Genomic DNA, 17830 nt, shown 5'->3' with positions numbered 1-17830 from the left:
CGTTCGGCGGCAGGGGATGAACATTGCAGACTGTGAGGGGGGCGACGGGCGATGCACGGCCTATGGACGAACGATCCGACGCGGCGAGGCCGCCGACGGCGACCCTGGCACACGGCCGCGCGCAGACGCGGTCACCACGCCGGTCACGGCGGTCACCACACCCACCATCACCGCAGGCACAGCAGCCGCAGGAGGCATGCGCACCCGGCGCACCCGGACCCCCGGGACCCCGGAGCGGCGCGGACCGGGAGGGCCCGGTGAGCTCGCCCCCGTCTCCCGCGACCACCCTCGACGGAGCGCTGCGGGCCCAGCCTGCCCGGGGGGCGCTGCCCTCCAGGCGGCCGGCTCCCGGCAGCGGTTCGCCGCACCTGGTCCACCAGCTCCTCCTGGCCGTCGTCTGCGCGGGATACGCCGTCGGTTCCGCGCTCGGCTGGGGGTCGCGCGAAGCCGCCCTGATCATGGGCGACTTCGGGCTCAGCGCCGCGGCCGGCACCGCCGCCGTCTCGTGCTTCCTCTACGCCCGCAACCGCCGCATCCGCTTTCGACCCGCCTGGCTGCTCTTCTCGCTCTCCTCGGCGATGGCGGCTCTCGGCAACCTCATCTGGGGGTGGTACGAAGTCGTCCTCGGACTGCCGGTGCCCAGCCCCAGCTACGCCGACCTGTTCTTCCTGTGCTTCGCGCCGCCCGCCATCGTGGGTCTGCTGGTCCTCGCCAAGCGGCCGGTGACGAAGGCCGGTTGGATCTGCCTCGCCCTCGACGCCTGGCTGATCGCAGGCTCCCTGCTCACGCTCTCGTGGAGCCTCGCCCTCGCCCAGGCGGCGAAGTCCGAGGGGCCGAGCGTGGCGCACACCGCGCTGTCACTGGCGTATCCGCTGCTGGACATCGCGCTGGTCAGCATGGTGCTCGCGCTGCACTTCCGGCGCTCGGCGGTCAACCGCACCGCGGTGAACACCGCGATCGGCGCGCTCGCCCTGACCGTGATGTGCGACGCCCTGTTCACCTCTCCACTGCTCCACAACAACTACCACTCCGGCCAGTTGCTGGACGCGGGCTGGTTCGCCGGCTCCCTGCTCCTCGCCTACGCCCCCTGGGCCACACCCCGGCACCACGACGACGACCGGCGGCACCCGGCCGGGCACACGCGCGTGGTGCACGAACACCTGCCCAGGCCGCGCGCCGGAGTCCACCACCACGCACCCGCGCAGGGCGGTGATCACAGCCGGTACCCGGCCACCCGGCCCATCACCGGCTCGCTGGCCGCCCTCACGCCCTATCTCGCCGCCGCCGTCTGCACATTGGGGATTCTCTACAACGTCCTCAACGGCCGCAGCGTGGACCGCGTGGTGCTCCTGACCGGCGGTACCGTCGTGCTCGCCCTCGTGGTGCGCCAGGGCATCATGCTGCTCGACAACATCACCCTCACCCAGGAACTGGCGCAGAAGGAGAACCACTTCCGCTCTCTGGTGCAGGGTTCCAGCGACGTCATCATGATCGCCGCGCCCAACGGCATCCTCCGGTACGTCTCCCCGGCCGCCGCCGGGGTCTACGGACGCTCCGCCGAGGACCTGGTGGGCACCGAACTGGCCGGTCTCATCCACCCGGAGGATCTGGGCTGCGTGGTGCACGAGGTGCGCCGCTTCCTCGTCGCCAGCCCCCTCGAAGAACCCACCACCCGCATCGAGTGCCGCTTCCGCTCGGGCGACGGCGGCTGGCTGAACGTCGAGTCGACCGTCAACCGCCACCACGGCGGCCTGATCTTCAACAGCCGGGACGTGACCGAGAGGGTCCGCCTCCAGGCACAGCTCCAGCACAACGCCGAGCACGACCCGCTGACCGACCTGCCCAACCGCGCCCTGTTCACCCAGCGCGTCCAGCAGGCCCTGTCCGGCCGCCGGTCCTCCGACCGGGGCACGGCCGTCCTCTTCATCGACCTGGACGGCTTCAAGGCCGTCAACGACACGATCGGGCACCAGGCCGGGGACGAGCTGCTCGTCCAGGCCGCCCGCAGACTGCAGGACGCGGTCCGGTACGGGGACACCGCCTCCCGGCTGGGCGGGGACGAGTTCGCCGCCCTGATCGTCGGGGACGGCACCCGCGACCGCACCGCCCGCGAAGGCCACATCCTGGAGCTCGCCGACCGCCTCAGGGTCACCCTCTCGCAGCCCTACCTCATCGACGGCAACGATGTCCGGGTCGCCGCCTCCATCGGCGTCGCCTTCGCCGAACCGGGCCTCGGAGCGGGCGAGATCCTGCGCAACGCGGACCTCGCGATGTACCGCGCCAAGGCGGGCGGCAAGGGCCGGGTCGAGCTGTACGCGCCACAGATGCAGCAGGACGTCGTACGCAAGGCGGAGCTGGCCACGCGCCTGCGTGCGGCGCTGCACGACGGCGAGTTCGCCCTGCTGCACCAGCCCGTGGTGTCCCTGGAGGACGGCCGGATCACCTCGGTCACCGCCCAGGCGCGCTGGAGGTCCTCGCAAGGGGTGCTGTTCACGCCCGCCGAGTTCCTGCGGGTGGCCGAGGACAGCGACAAGACGCAGGAGCTGGGCCGCTGGATCCTGGAGGAGGCCGTGGAACAGGCCGCCGAGCGGGCCGCGAGCGGGCTCACCGTGCCGGTGGCCGTCCGGATGAGCGCCCAGCGGCTGCTGGACCGCTCGCTGCCGCTGGGCTCGGTGGAGGCGCTGCTGACCCGGCACGGGCTGCCGTCGGGCTCCCTGCTGATCGAGCTCTCCGACACCGACCCCCGGGTCTCCCTGGACGAGCTGGAGCGGCGGCTGGCCGCGATCAGGCGGGTCGGCGTACGCATCGCCCTGGACGGGTTCGGCAGCGGGTACGCGGCGATCACCGCACTGCGCAGACTCCCCGTGGACGTGCTCAGGATCGACCGCAGTCTGGTCGAGGGCGTCGTGGAGTCGGCCCGGCTGCACAAGATCACCAGCGGTCTGCTCAGGATCGCCGGCGACCTCGGGCTGCAGTCCGTGGCCGACGGCGTGGATCTGCCCGAGCAGGTCGTCGCCCTGCGCGCGATGGGCTGCACCCATGGACAGGGCATGGCGTTCTCGGGGCCGCTGGACGAGTACCGGCTGCGCAGGGCGCTGGCCTCGGGCCGCTATCCGGTGCCGCACTGCCCGGCGGAGCCCGCGTTCGCGGGCGGCGGCGCGGGGGTGTACACCGGAAGCATGACGGCGGTACTCGGTGGTGGGACGACCCTCCGCTCACATAATGAGACTCCCGTCCCACCCACTTGACAGTGGGTGCGTGCCGGGGGGAGGGTCAGTCTCATGCGCACCCGAATTCTCGTACTTGGAAAGCGCGTCGGCTGACGCTGAGCCCCAGACCGCTCAGCGATCCCCACCCGGCGCGCTCCCCTCGCTTGCCTTATGGCACGAGGGGTTTTTTGTTGCCCAGCTTCCTCACCTCAGCTTCACACCCTCACCCTCAGCATCGAGAAGAGAATGACGATGACCGAGCAGGCCACCGGGGCCCATCCGCAGCCGCGGCCCCGATCCGGAGGACAGCAGTCCGCCCCCGAGCACGTCACGGGCGCGCAGTCCCTCATCCGCTCTCTCGAGGAGGTCGGCGCCGAGACGGTATTTGGTATCCCCGGCGGTGCCATCCTTCCGGCGTACGACCCGCTGATGGACTCCACCCGCGTGCGGCACGTCCTGGTCCGTCACGAGCAGGGCGCGGGCCACGCGGCCACCGGATACGCGCAGGCCACCGGCAAGGTCGGCGTCTGCATGGCGACCTCAGGACCCGGTGCCACCAACCTGGTGACCCCGATCGCGGACGCCCACATGGACTCGGTGCCGCTCGTGGCGATCACCGGCCAGGTGGCCTCCAAGGCGATCGGCACGGACGCCTTCCAGGAGGCGGACATCGTCGGCATCACCATGCCGATCACCAAGCACAACTTCCTCGTCACCAAGGCCGAGGACATCCCCCGGGTCATCGCGCAGGCCTTCCACATCGCCTCCACCGGGCGTCCAGGGCCGGTCCTGGTCGACATCGCCAAGGACGCCCTCCAGGCGAAGACGACCTTCTCCTGGCCGCCGGTCATGGACCTCCCCGGCTACCGCCCGGTGACCAAGCCGCACGCCAAGCAGATCCGCGAGGGCGCCAAGCTGATCACCCAGGCGAAGCGGCCCGTCCTCTACGTCGGCGGCGGAGTCATCAAGTCCGGCGCCACCGCCGAGCTGAAGGTCCTCGCGGAACTCACCGGAGCCCCCGTCACCACCACCCTGATGGGGCTCGGCGCATTCCCCGACAGCCACCCGCTGCACGTGGGAATGCCGGGCATGCACGGTGCGGTCACCGCCGTCACCGCGCTGCAGAAGGCCGACCTGATCGTCGCCCTCGGCACCCGGTTCGACGACCGCGTCACCGGCAAGCTGGACAGCTTCGCCCCGCACGCCAAGATCGTCCACGCCGACATCGACCCGGCCGAGATCGGCAAGAACCGCGCCGCCGACGTGCCGATCGTCGGGGACGCCCGCGAGGTCATCGCCGACCTGGTCCAGGCCGTCCAGAAGGAGCACAGCGAGGGCCACCAGGGCGACTACAGCGCCTGGTGGAAGGACCTGAACCGCTGGCGCGAGACGTACCCCCTGGGGTACGACCTGCCCGCCGACGGTTCGCTCTCCCCGCAGCAGGTCATCGAGCGGATCGGACAGCTCGCCCCCGAGGACACGATCTTCGCGGCGGGCGTCGGCCAGCACCAGATGTGGTCCGCGCACTTCATCCAGTACGAGAAGCCCTCCACCTGGCTGAACTCCGGCGGCGCCGGAACCATGGGCTACGCGGTCCCGGCCGCCATGGGCGCCAAGGCCGGCGCCCCGGGCAACACCGTCTGGGCGATCGACGGCGACGGCTGCTTCCAGATGACCAACCAGGAACTGACCACCTGCGCCCTGAACAACATCCCGATCAAGGTCGCCATCATCAACAACGGCGCCCTCGGGATGGTCCGCCAGTGGCAGACCCTCTTCTACAACCAGCGCTACTCCAACACCGTGCTGCACTCCGGTCCCGAGAACGTCAACCCGGACGCGAAGGGCACCCGGGTGCCGGACTTCGTGAAGCTGTCCGAGGCGATGGGCTGCGTGGGCCTGCGCTGCGAGCGTCCCGAGGACCTGGACAAGGTCATCGCGGAGGCCAACTCCATCAACGACCGCCCCGTCGTGGTCGACTTCATCGTCCACGAGGACGCCATGGTGTGGCCGATGGTCGCCGCCGGCACCTCCAACGACGAGATCCTGGCCGCCCGGGACGTCCGCCCCGACTTCGGCGACAACGAAGACGACTGAGCGAGAGAGACGTAAAAGATCATGTCCAAGCACACGCTCTCCGTCCTGGTGGAGAACACCCCGGGCATCCTGGCCCGGATCGCCGCCCTCTTCTCCCGCCGCGGCTTCAACATCGACTCGCTCGCGGTCGGTGTCACCGAGCACCCCGAGATCTCGCGGATCACGATCGTGGTCAGCGTGGTCGACGAACTGCCGCTGGAGCAGGTGACCAAGCAGCTCAACAAGCTGGTCAACGTCCTGAAGATCGTCGAACTGGAGCCGGGTTCCGCGGTTCAGCGCGAACTCGTTCTGGTGAAGGTGCGCGCCGACAACGAGACGCGCTCCCAGATCGTCGAGATCGTCCAGCTGTTCCGCGCCAAGACCGTGGACGTCTCCCCGGAGGCCGTCACCATCGAGGCCACCGGCAGCAGCGACAAGCTGTCCGCGATGCTGAAGATGCTGGAGCCCTTCGGCATCAAGGAGCTGGTCCAGTCCGGCACGATCGCGATCGGCCGCGGGGCCCGTTCGATCACGGACCGCTCGCTGCGCGCCCTCGACCGCAGCGCGTAAGGCTGTAGTGGTGCACGGGCGGTCGTCGGCCGCCCGTATGCCGAGACCCGAAGACTTCATGTCACCCCGCCGTCATACGGTGGGACGCAACACCTGCACACAAGGAGAGAACCCAAAGTGGCCGAGCTGTTCTACGACGCCGACGCCGACCTGTCCATCATCCAGGGCCGCAAGGTCGCGGTCATCGGTTACGGCAGCCAGGGCCACGCCCACGCGCTGTCGCTCCGTGACTCGGGTGTCGACGTGCGCGTCGGTCTGCACGAGGGCTCCAAGTCCAAGGCCAAGGCCGAGGAGCAGGGCCTGCGTGTGGTGACGCCCTCCGAGGCCGCCGCCGAGGCCGACGTCATCATGATCCTGGTCCCGGACCCGATCCAGGCCCAGGTCTACGAGGAGTCCATCAAGGACAACCTCAACGACGGCGACGCGCTGTTCTTCGGGCACGGCCTGAACATCCGCTTCGACTTCATCAAGCCCCCGGCCGGCGTCGACGTCTGCATGGTCGCCCCGAAGGGCCCGGGCCACCTCGTCCGCCGCCAGTACGAGGAGGGCCGCGGCGTTCCGTGTATCGCGGCCGTCGAGCAGGACGCGACCGGCAATGGCTTCGCGCTCGCGCTGTCGTACGCCAAGGGCATCGGCGGCACCCGCGCCGGCGTCATCAAGACGACCTTCACCGAGGAGACCGAGACCGACCTGTTCGGTGAGCAGGCCGTTCTCTGCGGTGGTACGGCCGCGCTGGTCAAGGCCGGTTTCGAGACGCTGACCGAGGCAGGCTACCAGCCGGAGATCGCGTACTTCGAGTGCCTGCACGAGCTGAAGCTCATCGTCGACCTCATGTACGAGGGCGGCCTGGAGAAGATGCGCTGGTCGATCTCCGAGACCGCCGAGTGGGGCGACTACGTCACCGGCCCGCGGATCATCACGGACGAGACCAAGGCCACGATGAAGCAGGTCCTCGCCGAGATCCAGGACGGCACCTTCGCGCGTGAGTGGATGGCCGAGTACCACGGCGGCCTGAAGAAGTACAACGAGTACAAGACCGCGGACTCCGAGCACCTGCTGGAGACCACCGGCAAGCAGCTCCGCAAGCTGATGAGCTGGGTCGACGAAGAGGCGTAAGTCTCAGGTGACGGGGCCGGAGCGGTCAGCTCCGGTCCCGTTGTCCAACCTGGCGGATCACGTCCGGGTGATCCTTCCGCGGAGGCGCGATACGGCCTTCGCAGCGCCACTACACTGGCGGACAACCATTCGCGTCAGGCCCACAGCGTCGTGCGTCTTCCACGCGGTCAGTACCCTCCACCGCCTGCGGCCGTCGGGACGGCCGTCCGCACGCACTGGACTTGTGAGGACTCACGTGAGCTCGAAACCTGTCGTACTCATCGCTGAAGAGCTGTCGCCCGCGACCGTGGACGCGCTTGGTCCGGACTTCGAGATCCGGCACTGCAACGGCGCCGACCGGGCTGAGCTGCTGCCCGCCATCGCCGACGTGGACGCGATCCTGATCCGCTCCGCCACCAAGGTGGACGCCGAGGCCATCGCCGCCGCGCGCAAGCTGAAGGTCGTCGCACGAGCCGGCGTCGGCCTGGACAACGTCGACGTCTCCGCCGCCACCAAGGCCGGCGTGATGGTCGTCAACGCCCCCACCTCGAACATCGTGACCGCCGCCGAGCTGGCCTGCGGTCTCCTCGTCGCCACCGCCCGCCACATCCCGCAGGCCAACGCCGCGCTGAAGAACGGCGAATGGAAGCGCAGCAAGTACACGGGCGTCGAGCTGGCCGAGAAGACCCTCGGTGTCGTCGGCCTCGGCCGCATCGGCGCGCTGGTCGCCCAGCGCATGTCCGGCTTCGGCATGAAGGTCGTCGCCTACGACCCCTACATCCAGCCCGCCCGCGCCGCCCAGATGGGCGTCAAGGTGCTGTCGCTGGACGAGCTGCTGGAAGTCTCCGACTTCATCACCGTGCACCTCCCGAAGACCCCCGAGACCGTCGGCCTCATCGGCGACGAGGCGCTGCGCAAGGTCAAGCCGAGCGTGCGGATCGTCAACGCGGCCCGTGGCGGGATCGTCGACGAGGAGGCGCTGTACTCCGCCCTCAAGGAGGGCCGGGTCGCCGGTGCCGGTCTCGACGTGTACGCGAAGGAGCCCTGCACGGACTCCCCGCTCTTCGAGTTCGACCAGGTCGTCGCCACCCCGCACCTCGGTGCCTCCACCGACGAGGCCCAGGAGAAGGCCGGTATCGCGGTCGCCCGCTCGGTGCGTCTCGCCCTCGCCGGTGAGCTCGTGCCCGACGCGGTCAACGTCCAGGGCGGTGTCATCGCCGAGGACGTCAAGCCGGGCCTCCCGCTCGCCGAGCGCCTCGGCCGCATCTTCACCGCGCTCGCCGGTGAGGTCGCCGTCCGCCTCGACGTCGAGGTGTACGGCGAGATCACCCAGCACGACGTGAAGGTGCTGGAGCTGTCCGCCCTCAAGGGTGTCTTCGAGGACGTCGTCGACGAGACCGTGTCGTACGTCAACGCCCCGCTGTTCGCGCAGGAGCGCGGTGTCGAGGTGCGGCTGACGACCAGCTCCGAGTCGGCCGACCACCGCAATGTCGTCACCGTGCGCGGCACGCTCGGCAGCGGCGAGGAGGTGTCGGTCTCCGGCACGCTGGCCGGTCCGAAGCACCTCCAGAAGATCGTCGCCGTCGGTGAGTACGACGTGGACCTGGCGCTCGCCGACCACATGGTGGTGCTGCGGTACGAGGACCGTCCCGGTGTCGTCGGCACGGTCGGGCGGATCTTCGGTGAGGCCGGGATCAACATCGCCGGTATGCAGGTCTCCCGGGCCGTCGCGGGTGGTGAGGCGCTTGCGGTTCTGACGGTGGACGACACGGTTCCTGCCGGGGTGCTGGCCGAGACCGCCGAGGAGATCGGGGCGACGTCGGCGCGTGCGGTGAACCTGGTCTGAGGTTGCTGTGGGGCCTGGGGGCTGCCGCCCCCAGGCCCCCGCGTCGGCCCCTGAAGGGGCCTCGTCCTCAAACGCCGGAGGGGCTGAGTGAACTCGGTTCGTCCGGCGTTTTGCTGTGCACCGGGATTCGCCGCAACGTCATCGCCGCCAACCCGGCCGCTCCCACCAGCAGCACCGCACCCGCGATCGCCGCCCCCTGCATACCGTTCGTGAACGCCTCCCTCGCCGCCGTCGCCAGACCCGGTACCCGGTCCGCTATCGCCAGCGCTCCGCCGAGGGTCTCGCGGGCCGGGGACGGGGCCGAACTCGGAATGTCGTGACGGTAGATCGCCGTGCCGATGGAGCCGAGGACCGCCATTCCGAGGGCGCCGCCGAACTCCGCCGCGGTCTCCATCAGGGAGGAGGCCGAGCCCGCTCGTTCCACGGGGGCGCTGCTGAGGGCGAGGTCCATGATCAGGGAGATGACCACGACGATTCCGCAGGCCAGGACTCCGCAGGCGACCAGGACCAGCCAGAGGGAGTGCGTGTCCGCGAAGGTCAGCAGGGTGTAGCCGGCCGCGCCGATCACGAAGCCCGCGGTGACGACGTAGGCGCGGTTGACGCCCTTCTGGACCAGCGCGGTCGCCGTCGGGGCCGCCGCGCCGATCGGTACCGAGGGGAGCAGGGCCCACAGGGCCGCCTCCAGCGCGCTCTTGCCGAGCACCGACTGGAGGTACTGCGTGGTGAAGAAGGCCGAGCCCATCATGGCGAACGAGGCGATGAGGTTGAGGGCGACCGACGGGGCGAAGCCGTGGCCCCGGAACAGCGCCGGGTCGATCATCGGGGAGGCCGTGGTGCGCTGGCGGTGCACGAAGAGGGTCGCGAAGAGCAGGCCCACGGTGATCGAGACGACGTATCCGACGTGCCAGCCCTCGGACGGGATCTCCTTCAGGCCGTAGACGACGGGCAGCACGGCGGCCATCGACAGGGGGACGCTCGGCCAGTCGAAGCGGCCGGGGGCCGGGTCGCGGGACTCCGGCAGCAGGAGCGGGCCGAGGACCAGCAGCAGGGCCATCGCGGGCAGGTTGACCAGGAAGATCGAGCCCCACCAGAAGTACTCGACCAGCACCCCGCTCATCACCGAGCCGAGCGCGATGCCGGCCGTCATCACGCCGGACCACATGCCGATCGCCTTCGCGCGCTGGCCGGGGTCGGTGAACATCGTGCGGATCAGCGCCATCGTTGACGGCATCAGGGTCGCGCCGCCGATGCCGAGCAGCGCGCGGGCCGCGATCAGGGTCTCGGCGCTGTTCGCGTAGGCGGCGAGCAGGGAGGCGGTGCCGAAGGCGGCGGCGCCGATCAGGAGGAGCTTGCGGCGGCCTATGCGGTCGCCCAGGGAGCCCATCGTCATCAGCAGACCGGCCAGGACGAAGGCGTAGATGTCGAAGATCCACAGCTGCTGGGTGCCGCTCGGCTCCAGATCGGCGCTGATCGCCGGGATGGCGAAGTAGAGGACCGAGACGTCCATCGAGACCAGCAGCAGCGGGAGCATCAGCACGCCGAGTGCGGTCCATTCGCGGCGCCCGGCGCGGCCGGACGGGGTGGTGGTGCTCGTCGGGTTCGTCATGACGGTGACTATACGAGCGTCTTAAACGCTTGTCTATGACGCTTGTATAAATCGCTTGTCTAGATAGGCTGAGCGCATGGGACACCGCGAGGATCTGCTCGAAGGCGCCAAGCGCTGCCTGCTGGAGAAGGGGTTCCTGCGCACGACCGCGCGGGACATCGTCAAGGAGTCGGGCACGAACCTGGCGTCGATCGGCTACCACTACGGCTCGAAGGACGCGCTGCTGGTGCAGGCCTATGTCTCGCTCGTCGAGGCCACGGGGGACCGGTTCGACCCGGGTGGGGCGGGGGAGCGGGCCATGGAGACGGCCCCCGGATCGCTGGAGCGCTTCCAGGAGGTGTGGACGCACATCGTGAGCGCGGTCGGCGAGTCACGGGCGATCTGGATGCTCAGCTTCGAACTGATCATCCAGGGCGACCGGATGCCCGAGGTGCGCCGGATGCTCGTCGAGGCGGAGGAGCAGGGCCGTTCCGGACTGCTGCCCCTGTTCAACGGCGTCCCGGAGGACGAGCAGGGCAAGGACGTCGTCGACACCGAGGGCCGCTTCTACCAGACCCTGCTCCAGGGGCTCATGGTCCAGTGGCTCTTCAACCCGGAGACGGCGACGGACGCGACACAGCTCACCGAGGGGCTGCGCCGGGTGGTCGACGGCGTCAGGAAGGGCTGACGACCCGCCCGTCCCGCATCTCCAGCACCCGGTCCGCGAAGTGCCGTACGACCGCCCGGTCGTGGCAGATGAACAGGTACCCGAGACCCAGCTCGTCCTGGAGGTCCGCGAGGAGGTTGAGGACGCCGGCCCGCACGGAGGGGTCGAGGGCCGACACCGGCTCGTCCAGGACCAGCAGGCGCGGCTCACAGGCCAACGCCCGTGCGATGCCCACGCGTTGACACTGGCCGCCGGAGAGCTCGTGCGGGCGGCGGTCGCCGTACGACGGGTCCAGGCCGACCCGGTCGAGGAGTTCGGCGATCTGCGCGGGCGTGGGGCGCACTCCTCTGAGCCGCAGCGGTTCCGCCACCGCGTCCCGGATGCGGTGGCGGGGGCTCAGGGAACCGTACGGGTCCTGGAGGACGGGCTGCATACGGGGGCGGAGGGGGCGCAGCTCGCGTTCGGTGAGGGTGGTCAACTCCCGTCCCTCGAAGCGGACTTCGCCGCCGGACGGGCGGCGCAGCTGGAGTACCGCGTGGGCGGTGGACGACTTGCCGCAGCCGCTCGGGCCGTCGAGGGCGAGCGTCTCGCCGCGCGCCAGGGAGAAGGACACGTGGTCCACGGCGGTGACCGTGCCGTAGCGGACGACCAGGTCGCGGACTTCGAGAAGGGGCGCGCTCACACGTTCTCCCCGTGGTGACAGGCGACCAGCCGGTCCTCCACCCGCCGGGGCTCCGGGTCCTCGTGGTGGCAGAGGTCCGTCGCGAGCGGGCAGCGCGGGGCGAAGGCGCAGCCCGGGGGCAGGGAGTCCGGGGCCGGGGGCGATCCGGGGAGGGTGGTGAGACGGCGTCCGTGGGCGTTCTCCGGGAGGGAGGCGAGGAGGCCCGCGGTGTACGGGGCCCGGGGGCGCGTCAGCACTTCGCGTGCCGGGCCCGTCTCGACCGCGCGCCCCGCGTACATCACCAGCACCCGGTGCGCGTGCTGCCGTACCGCGTCCATGTCATGGGTGACCAGCACCAGTGCCGTCCCTCTCGACTCCCGCTGTTCGGCGAGGAGTTGGAGGACCAGTTCGCGGTGGTCGGAGTCCAGGGCGGTGGTCGGTTCGTCGGCGACCAGGATGTCCGGTTCGTTGACGGTGGCCATCGCCACGACCGCCCGCTGACGCATCCCGCCGGAGTACTCGTGCGGGTACGCGCGGGCCCGGCGGGCGGCGTCCGGGATGCCCACCCGCTCCAGCGCGGCCACGGCGACGGCACGGGCCTCACGGCGGCCCACGCGCCGTACCGACCGTACGGCGGCGGCGAGTTGGTCGCCGACGGGGTGGACGGGGGACAGCGCCGAGAGGGCGTCCTGCGGGACCAGGGCGATCTGTCGGCCCCGCGCGCCCGACAGGTCGGGGTCGACCGTTCCGGTGCGGGTGGCCTCCCTGGGCAGCATGCCGAGGAGCGCGCGTGCCGTCAGGCTCTTGCCGGCGCCGGACTCGCCCACCAGGGCGAACACTTCGCGGGCGTGGACGTCGAAGGACACTCCGCGCACGGCCTCGGCTGCCTGGCCGACGACGGCTCCGGCGAAGGAGATCCGCAGGTCGCGCACCGACAGCAGTACCTCAGGCTCCAACTCCGGCCACCTTCCGGGTGCTTCGGGTGCTTCGGGTGCTTCGGGGATTCCTGGACTTCCGGGGGCTTCGAGTGCTCCGCCCCTGTGCGTACGACGCCCCCGACACCGCCAGCCCCGCCAGCAGGGCCAGTGCCACGGCCGGGGCGAGGGCGGCCCACGGGGCGCGTTCCACGTAGGCGCGGGACTCGTCGAGGAGCAGGCCCCATTCGGGGGCCGGGGGCTGGGCGCCCAGGCCGAGGAAGCCCAGGGAGGCGAGGGCGAGGGCGATGCCGGGGAGGCGCAGGAGGGCGTGGTCGGCGACCGGGGCGGCGACCGAGGGCAGGACGTGCCGGGTGAGGATCCACAACGGCGGTGCGCCGATGGCCCGTTGGGCGGTGAGGAAGGCGGACGCCCGGACCTCCTGGACGAGGGCCGCCGCGTGTGCGGACAGGGCGGGCCAGGAGATCAGGGCGACGGCGAGGGCCGCGCCGCTGGTGCCGGGTCCGGTCGCGGCGGCGACCAGGATGCCGACGATCACCGGGGGCAGGGCGTTGGCGGTGTCCGCCGCGCCCGCCGCCACACCGGGCAGGAAGCCCAGCACCAGCGCCGTCACCAGGCTGAACAGGCAGATCGCCGTCGCCGTGCCGACCGTCGACGCGGCGCCGTGCCCGAGCCGGGCGAGCACGTCACGGCCGAGGGCGTCGGTGCCGAGCGGGTGCGCCCAGGAGGGGGCGGTGAGACGGGCGGCCGTGTCCACGGTGTACGGGTCGCGCAGCAGGCCCCAGCCGACGGTCACGGCGAGGACGGTGAACAGGGCCGCGGGGACGGCCGGGTGGGTGCGGACCGGGCGGGGCGGGGGCAGGGCCAGACCGGCGTCCCGCAGGGCGGGGCCCAGCAGCCGGCGCCGGGCGAGCGCCGCCACCGCGCCCGCGACCAGGCCGAGCAGCAGCAGGGCGAGCACCGAGCCCTGGAGCAGCGGCAGGTCCTGGGAGCGGGCCGCGCCGAGGGCCGTACGCCCGATGCCGGGCACCGCGAACACCAGCTCCACGGCCACCGCGCCGCCCGCGAGGCCCACCGCGGCCATGCCGAACTGCGGTACCAGCGGCGGCAGTACACGCCTGAGGGCGGCCGCCGAGATCCTCGTACGGCTCACTCCCGCGCCCCGCCACAGCTCCACCCAGCGCTCGTCGAGCACGGCGGGCAGCGCGTCCGCGACCAGCCGGCCGAGCAGGCCGCCCGCCGGTACGCCGAGGGCGAGCGCGGGGAGCACCAGGTACGCGGGGCCCGCCCAGCCGGACGTCGGCAGCCAGCCCAGCCACACCCCGAAGACCAGCAGTGCGACGGTGGCCAGCAGGAATTCCGGCACCGCGGCGAGCATCGCGGCGAAGGCACCGGCCGAGCCGCGGCCCCGCAGCAGCACCGGCGCCACCAGCGCGGCGGCCAGCAGCACCGCCACGGAGAGGGCCGCGCCCATCAGGGCCAGCGACACCTGGAGCCCGGCGAGCACGGACGGCAGGACGTCGTGTCCCGACACCCAGGAGGTGCCGAGGTCGCCGTGCAGCAGACCGGTGGCCCAACTCCCCAGCAGCCGAAGGGGACCGGCGTCCAGGCCGAGGTCCGCGCGGATCGCGGACAGGGCCTCCTCGGTCGCCTCCTGCTCGGCCGACCGGGCGCGCAGCACGGTCAGCGCCGGGTCCCGGTGGGAGAGCCAGGGCAGCAGTCCCACGGCGGCGACGACCGCGAGCAGGCTCAGGAACCGGGTCGACCCGGCGGACGTGGGCCTCACTTCACATAGGTGGCGGCGGTGACCAGCTCACGCTCGCGCGGGTCGTGCGCGGCGCCCACGACCGCGGCCGAGTCCCCCTGGATCACCCGCTCGTGGAGCATCGGGACGGCCGCGTCGGCGGCGAGTACGGCGGCCTCGGCGGCGATGACCGCGGCGCGCCGGGTGTCGCCGACCGGGGCGTCGGCGGCCTTCTTCAGCGCGGTGTCGGTCGTGCGGTCGGAGAAGCGGGAGAGGTTGAAGGTGCCGTCGGAGGCGAAGTCGCTGTAGAGGTAGGCGGCCGGGTCGCCGGAGTCCAGGACGGTGGCCCGGGAGAGGACGAACGCGTCGAACTCCCCTGCCAGCGCGTCGGATTCGATGTTCGCGTACTCGCGGACGTCCAGCTTCACCCTGAACCCTGCCTTCTGGAGCTGCTGTTGCAGCGCCGCCGCGACTTCGGGCAGTTCGGCGCGGTCGGTGTAGGTGCCTATGGTGACGGTCCGGCCGTTCGGCTCACCGGCCTCGATGTGCCGTACGGGGGACCGCAGTTCGGCGGCCCAGGGCAGCGCCGGTCCGAGCAGCCCCTCGGCGACATCGGCCCGGCCCTCGTACACGCCCTCGACGAGCGCCTCGGCGTCGATCGCCTCGCGGGCGGCGGCACGCAGCGAGGCGTCCCTGAAGGCACCCTTGCCGGTGTTCAGGTACAGCGTGTTGGTGCGCGGCATCGGGACCTCGGTGATCAGGTCCTGGTCGAGGACGGCGGCCTGCGAGACCGGGACCGCCTCGACGATGTCGGCCTCGCCGCTGCGCAGGGCGGCGGCGCGGGCGGTGCCGTCGGGCACGAACTTCACGTCGATTCCCGGGGACTTGGCCTTGGCGCCCCAGTAGCCGTCGTAGCGGTCGAGGGTGGCGGAGGCGGTGCCGTTCACCTGCGTCAGCTCGAAGGGGCCGGTGCCGGCGCCGACCGGGTCCACGGTCTTCCCGGTGTAAGCCTTCGCCGCGAGGATCGACAGCTGCGGGGAGCTGAGCCGCTGCGGGACCAGGGGGTCGGCCACGGCGGTGGTGACGCTGACCGTGCCGGTGTCCACGGCCTTCGCGGTCAGCTCGACGCCGTCCAGGATGCGGGGCTTGGGGGCGGCGGTGGCGGCCCGGGTGAGGGAGCGTACGACGGCCTCGGCGTCCAGTTTCGTGCCGTCGTGGAAGGTCACGCCGTCGCGTATCTCGAAGGTCCAAGTACGCCCCTGCTGCTGCCACTTGGTGGCGAGCGCGGGCTCGGCGTCGCCGTCGGCGTCCAGCTTGACCAGGGTCTCGGCGGCCGACCAGCGGGACAGCTTGAACGCGTCGTCGGAGAGGGGGGACAGGCCGGAGCGCGGGGGCTGCATCATCGCGACCCGGACGCGCTTGCCGTGGTCGCCGGACTCGGCGGACGTCCCGGAGAAGCAGCCGGTGAGCAGGGTGGACGCGAGGGCGGCCGGGAGCAGGTGGCGGGCGGGCAGGCGCACGGGACCCTCCGGGTAAAGGGGTGGTCAAGAGTCGGTGCGCCGACCGTAGCATGATGACAATCGTTTTCAGTAATTGTTCTCAGGTGCTGGTCACGTGCCGGATGGCGGACGCCGTGTCCGGGGTGGTGGCGGTCGGCCGGTAGCCGGTCTCCGCCCAGGTCCGGCCGCCCGACACCCACACGCTCCGCGCCCCGACCCCCAGCGCCCCGCGGATGTCCGCAGGGGCCGAGTCGCCGATCATCCACGAGCCGTCGAGCGGGACTCCGGCGAGGTCCGCCGCCGCGTGGAAGATCTCCGGCGCGGGCTTCTTGCAGCCGAGGGCCTCGGAGATCACCCAGCCGTGGACGAGCCGGTCGAGACCGCAGTTGCGGATCTTCCCCTCCTGCTGGACGGTCCGCCCGTTGGTCACGATCACACAGGACCAGCCACCGGCGACGGCCTCCACGAGCGCCCCGCGCACCGGTTCGGCCAGGCCGATCCGCTCGACCGTGCCGTGGTCGAGGAAACCCCGGGTGTCGATGCCGCCGTAGCGCTCGGCCAACGCCCTCGCGACCTCCGGCCTCGGCGTGTAACCGCTCCCGTCGAGGTCCGTCACCCAGTCCAAGTCCGCCTCGGGCAGGCCGTGTTCGGCGAGGAATGCGGCCGCGGCCGCACGGAAGGCGGCGTCGCGGTCGACGAGGGTGTTGTCGAGATCGATCATCAGCAGAGGCACGGCGGTCTCCGGGGGCGGGCGAGGCGGGAAGCGGTCGGTACGGCGGTGATGTTGCTCGGGATCGAGCATGCCCGCGGTCTGTCAACGACTTTGCGGGATCCGCGACTTCGTGCGGTCACCATGGAACTCGACTGTCACAGGACGGCGTTGAACCACTGGACGCCAAGGGATCGGAGAGCGATGAACAGCACTGTCGCGGAGGCCGACGGGTCGCGCGGGGTGTTCTTGCCGGACTCGACGCTCCCGGACGCCGCACCGCGAGGAGCCGACGCCTTCCGGCGCGGGTGGGAGACGCATATCGGCGACGACGTCTTCAAGCTGCCTGCCTACAGCCCGGACACGGCCGCCGACTTCCGGGTCAAGGGCCGCGTCGCCAAGGTGCGCGGAGCGGCGATCGCCGATCTCCATGCCGCGTCGGCCACCCGGACCGCGGACGCCCCGGGCGGCGATCAGGACCTGGTGGAGATGTACGTGGTGCGGCACGGCGCATGGACCCTGGGCGGCCCGCCCGATCGCGGCGAACGGACCGTGTCGGCCGGGCAGTTCCTCCTCCGGCACGCCGGGCGCCAGTCGGCGTTCGAGACGGCGCCGCACATCAGGGCACAGTTCTTCGTCCTGCCCTCCGCGATGCTCAAACCCCTGCTCGGGAACCGGATCATCACCGGGCCGGTGGACGCGGCCGAGACACGCCTGCTGACGGCCTTCGCGGACATGATCCACACAACCGTGGCCGATCTCGGCCCGGCTGGGGTGGAAGCCGCCCACAGCACGCTGATCGAGCTGACCAAGGCGGTGGCGCGGGGCCGGTTCGACGACGTGGAACCTCGGCTGGCTCCCGCGCTCGCCCAGGCGGCCAGGAACCTCGTGGACAGTCGGCTCGCTGATCCCGAGCTGTCTCCGGCGATGCTCGCGCGTGAACTCCACACCTCTGCCCGTACGTTGCAGCGGGCCTTCAGCGTGACGGGCGAGCCGTTGACCGCCTACATCCGCCGACGGCGGCTGCAAGAGGCCCGGCTCGCTCTCACCGCACCGTCCGGCCGCCTGAGCATCTCGGAACTCGCGGCACACTGGCAGTTCGCCGACGGCAGCCACTTCACCCGGGCCTTCAAGAAGTACTACGGCCGGACTCCCTCCGAGTACGTCCGCTCGACCGGAACGGACCCGGATGCGCCGAACCGGCCGTAGACACTCCTGGGAGGCGAGCGGGATG

13 protein-coding genes are annotated in these 17830 nt (G+C 71.3%); 7 read left to right on the top strand and 6 right to left on the bottom strand.

What is annotated here, in order from left to right:
• Nucleotides 1–257 precede the first annotated feature (257 nt).
• The 5 genes from G3I78_RS29200 to serA all read left to right on the top strand — a co-directional run bounded on the left by G3I78_RS29200 (nucleotide 258) and on the right by serA (nucleotide 8796).
• Nucleotides 258–3248: an EAL domain-containing protein gene (locus G3I78_RS29200; protein WP_164429837.1), complete on the top strand. Its 2991-nt coding sequence runs from the start codon at nucleotides 258–260 to the stop codon at nucleotides 3246–3248.
• A gap of 213 nt (nucleotides 3249–3461) precedes the next feature.
• Nucleotides 3462–5306, top strand: coding sequence for an acetolactate synthase large subunit (locus G3I78_RS29195; protein ID WP_203615647.1), 1845 nt, complete (start codon nucleotides 3462–3464; stop codon nucleotides 5304–5306).
• Nucleotides 5307–5327: 21 nt separating this feature from the next.
• A complete protein-coding gene (gene ilvN, locus G3I78_RS29190) occupies nucleotides 5328–5855 on the top strand; it encodes an acetolactate synthase small subunit (RefSeq protein WP_037712203.1) in 528 nt (175 codons plus the stop codon).
• A gap of 117 nt (nucleotides 5856–5972) precedes the next feature.
• A complete protein-coding gene (gene ilvC / locus G3I78_RS29185; RefSeq protein ID WP_164429833.1) occupies nucleotides 5973–6971 on the top strand; it encodes a ketol-acid reductoisomerase in 999 nt (332 codons plus the stop codon).
• Nucleotides 6972–7206: 235 nt separating this feature from the next.
• Nucleotides 7207–8796, top strand: a complete 1590-nt coding sequence (gene serA / locus G3I78_RS29180) for a phosphoglycerate dehydrogenase (RefSeq protein ID WP_164429831.1) — start codon at nucleotides 7207–7209, stop codon at nucleotides 8794–8796.
• Between the two features lie 67 nt (nucleotides 8797–8863).
• Here the strand turns inward: serA and G3I78_RS29175 are convergent, their stop codons facing one another.
• Nucleotides 8864–10402 (bottom strand): MFS transporter, encoded by a 1539-nt coding sequence (locus tag G3I78_RS29175; protein WP_164429829.1) that lies wholly within the window; start codon nucleotides 10400–10402, stop codon nucleotides 8864–8866.
• 76 nt (nucleotides 10403–10478) lie between these two features.
• On the opposite strand from G3I78_RS29175, the gene G3I78_RS29170 reads away from it, so the two are divergent.
• Nucleotides 10479–11069: a TetR/AcrR family transcriptional regulator gene (locus G3I78_RS29170; RefSeq protein ID WP_164429827.1), complete on the top strand. Its 591-nt coding sequence runs from the start codon at nucleotides 10479–10481 to the stop codon at nucleotides 11067–11069.
• Here the strand turns inward: G3I78_RS29170 and G3I78_RS29165 are convergent.
• The 5 genes from G3I78_RS29165 to G3I78_RS29145 all read right to left on the bottom strand — a co-directional run bounded on the left by G3I78_RS29165 (nucleotide 11056) and on the right by G3I78_RS29145 (nucleotide 16689).
• Nucleotides 11056–11730 (bottom strand): dipeptide/oligopeptide/nickel ABC transporter ATP-binding protein, encoded by a 675-nt coding sequence (locus G3I78_RS29165; RefSeq protein ID WP_164429825.1) that lies wholly within the window; start codon nucleotides 11728–11730, stop codon nucleotides 11056–11058. The two genes, G3I78_RS29170 and G3I78_RS29165, sit on opposite strands and share 14 nt — an antisense overlap.
• A complete protein-coding gene (locus G3I78_RS29160; RefSeq protein WP_164429823.1) occupies nucleotides 11727–12665 on the bottom strand; it encodes an ABC transporter ATP-binding protein in 939 nt (312 codons plus the stop codon). Before G3I78_RS29160 ends, G3I78_RS29165 begins: the two co-directional genes overlap by 4 nt.
• Nucleotides 12655–14430, bottom strand: a complete 1776-nt coding sequence (locus tag G3I78_RS29155; RefSeq protein ID WP_164429821.1) for an ABC transporter permease subunit — start codon at nucleotides 14428–14430, stop codon at nucleotides 12655–12657. The genes G3I78_RS29160 and G3I78_RS29155 overlap by 11 nt, the downstream gene beginning before the upstream one ends.
• Nucleotides 14427–15908 (bottom strand): ABC transporter substrate-binding protein, encoded by a 1482-nt coding sequence (locus tag G3I78_RS29150; RefSeq protein ID WP_164429819.1) that lies wholly within the window; start codon nucleotides 15906–15908, stop codon nucleotides 14427–14429. Before G3I78_RS29150 ends, G3I78_RS29155 begins: the two co-directional genes overlap by 4 nt.
• Nucleotides 15909–15987: 79 nt before the next feature.
• Entirely contained in the window at nucleotides 15988–16689 is a 702-nt protein-coding gene (locus G3I78_RS29145) for an HAD family hydrolase (protein WP_203615646.1), read from the bottom strand.
• Nucleotides 16690–16800: 111 nt separating this feature from the next.
• Here G3I78_RS29145 and G3I78_RS29140 point away from each other — a divergent pair, with 111 nt between their 5' ends.
• Nucleotides 16801–17805, top strand: coding sequence for a helix-turn-helix transcriptional regulator (locus G3I78_RS29140; protein WP_164429817.1), 1005 nt, complete (start codon nucleotides 16801–16803; stop codon nucleotides 17803–17805).
• Nucleotides 17806–17830 lie beyond the last annotated feature (25 nt).

The sequence above is a fragment of the Streptomyces sp. SID13726 genome, assembly GCF_010548375.1.
Classification (GTDB): domain Bacteria; phylum Actinomycetota; class Actinomycetes; order Streptomycetales; family Streptomycetaceae; genus Streptomyces.
The sequence above is the reverse complement of the archived record's forward strand: the minus strand, read 5'-3'. Positions and strand labels throughout refer to the sequence as shown.

Coding starts and splice junctions, on each gene's coding strand:
- G3I78_RS29140 (WP_164429817.1), top strand. CDS start 16,801: ATGAACAGCACTGTCGCGGAGGCCGACGGGTCGCGCGGGGTGTTCTTG.
- ilvN (WP_037712203.1), top strand. CDS start 5,328: ATGTCCAAGCACACGCTCTCCGTCCTGGTGGAGAACACCCCGGGCATC.
- G3I78_RS29175 (WP_164429829.1), bottom strand. CDS start 10,402: ATGACGAACCCGACGAGCACCACCACCCCGTCCGGCCGCGCCGGGCGC.
- G3I78_RS29145 (WP_203615646.1), bottom strand. CDS start 16,689: ATGCTCGATCCCGAGCAACATCACCGCCGTACCGACCGCTTCCCGCCT.
- G3I78_RS29170 (WP_164429827.1), top strand. CDS start 10,479: ATGGGACACCGCGAGGATCTGCTCGAAGGCGCCAAGCGCTGCCTGCTG.
- G3I78_RS29195 (WP_203615647.1), top strand. CDS start 3,462: ATGACCGAGCAGGCCACCGGGGCCCATCCGCAGCCGCGGCCCCGATCC.